The sequence below is a fragment of the Herbaspirillum lusitanum P6-12 genome (assembly GCF_000256565.1).
GTDB lineage: Bacteria > Pseudomonadota > Gammaproteobacteria > Burkholderiales > Burkholderiaceae_D > Herbaspirillum > Herbaspirillum lusitanum.
The window spans coordinates 1-1,671 of sequence record NZ_AJHH01000233.1; the positions used below are offsets into that span (position 1 = coordinate 1).

General features: G+C 61.7%; 3 protein-coding genes. 2 read left to right on the plus strand and 1 reads right to left on the minus strand.

The genetic code is table 11. The features are described from left to right. On the plus strand, nucleotides 1–400 hold a 400-nt coding region (locus tag HLUSI_RS27510; RefSeq protein WP_040503263.1), incomplete at its 5' end, for an FAD-dependent oxidoreductase. Here HLUSI_RS27510 and HLUSI_RS0107550 read toward each other — a convergent pair. After that, nucleotides 401–838 (minus strand): hypothetical protein, encoded by a 438-nt coding sequence (locus HLUSI_RS0107550; protein WP_016833394.1) that lies wholly within the window; start codon nucleotides 836–838, stop codon nucleotides 401–403. A 174-nt stretch (nucleotides 839–1,012) separates the two neighbouring features. On the opposite strand from HLUSI_RS0107550, the gene HLUSI_RS0107560 reads away from it, so the two are divergent. After that, nucleotides 1,013–1,597 (plus strand): hypothetical protein, encoded by a 585-nt coding sequence (locus HLUSI_RS0107560; RefSeq protein ID WP_016833396.1) that lies wholly within the window; start codon nucleotides 1,013–1,015, stop codon nucleotides 1,595–1,597. Nucleotides 1,598–1,671: the final 74 nt, after the last annotated feature.

Genomic DNA, 1,671 nt, shown 5'->3' on the forward strand with positions numbered 1-1,671 from the left:
GCGGGCGCCGAAGAGCGGCGTGATGGATGAGTACTACAAGGTCGCGATCACCCGCATGGGGTCGCACATCCGCGCCGCCGGCACCGCCGAGATCGGCAGCTGGGATACCAAAGTGACGCCGCGCGATTGCGCCACCGCAGTGAAGTCGTTGAGTTCGCTGTTCCCGGGCGGCGCCGACATGAGCGGCATCAGCTACTGGGCCGGGCTGCGTCCGATGACGCCGGACGGCGCGCCGCTGATCGGCGCGACCGCGTTTTCCAATCTCTACCTCAACGCCGGCCACGGCTCCAACGGCTGGACTACGGCTTGCGGCTCGAGTCGCCTGATCGCCGACAAGATCGCCGGCGTCGCTACCGAAATCATCAGCGACGATCTGAGTCCGTTGCGTGCGTTTGCGTAGTCAGCGTGTAAACAAGCTGTTGATGTTGTCGCCATTGCTGAAGTTGCTCAGCGCCCAGCCCGAGCTGGTCCTGTAGAAGATGAATTGCCAGGGAATCGCCTGCTTCTCGGCCTTCTCTATATAGACCAGCTTGAGCAGCGATTCGCCCACCTTTTCGCTGCGGATGAACTCGTAGCCCACCGACCCGCCGATGTATTGCTCCAGTTGCATGCGCGAAGTGCGTGCGCCGAGCCGTGCGCGGTCGAGCGTGTTGACGTCGGTCAGCGTGTACGGCGTCATCGCCGCGTAGGCGTCGTCGGTCTGCCCCTTGCCGGCGGCGGCCATGACCTTGTCGGCGAGCTGGCGTACTTCGGTTTCGTTTTTGAGCGTGTCGGCGTGGACATTGAATGTGGTCGCCGCGAACAACGCGACGACGGTCGTGGGCAGCAAGGCGCGCATGATGCTTCTCCTGAAAAATCAGAGCGACCATTGTGCCACCGTCGCGGACAGGCTACAGAAAACCGGCGAGTGTAAAGCCGTGTCCGGCGTGGCGTAAATCAGGGTAAAAGCGCGCTAGTCCGGGAACATCGGCGGATATGATGAATTTCACTCATCGTCGAACCGGTCGCCGCCATGATCAAAATTCTCTTCGCTTCTGTCTGCGCCGCTTCGGCATTTTCCCTGTCCGGCTGCGTCGTCATGTCGCCCAGTCCGATCGTGGAAGCCGCCAACCTGCTCGGCTCCGCCATCTCCGGCGTCTCGTCGATGACGCCGGCCACGCCGCAGAATCCCATCGTCTTCGCGCACGCGCCGATCAAGGAGATCTGCATCGAGTGGAACGGCGCGGTGGGGCTCAGCGATTTTGTCCCCAGCCTGCAAAGCGAGCTGCAACGCCACGGCGTGCCGAGCCGCGTCTATGACGCCGGCACCCAGCCGGGCAGCTGTTCGATGACGCTGGCGTATGCGGCATTCGTCAAATGGGACATGAAGACCTTCAGCAATGCCTATATGCCCTACCTGACGTTTGCCTCGGTGACCCTGCGCAAGGAGGGGCGGGTGGTGGGCAGCGCTTCTTACAAGATGGGGTCGATTGCGCAGGACAAGTGGTCTTCCACGGGGAGCAAGCTGGGGCCGGTGGTGGATGCTTTGCTGATCAGCAATCCGGTGGTGGAGGCTACCAATAGTGTGGGGGCGTCGAATGTGTTTGGCGGGTCTTGAGTCGTTGTCGGTTGTTCCGACTTCGTTGTTCTTGGTAGCTTGAATTTTTCTTTCTTCGGACGACCGGGGTTGCC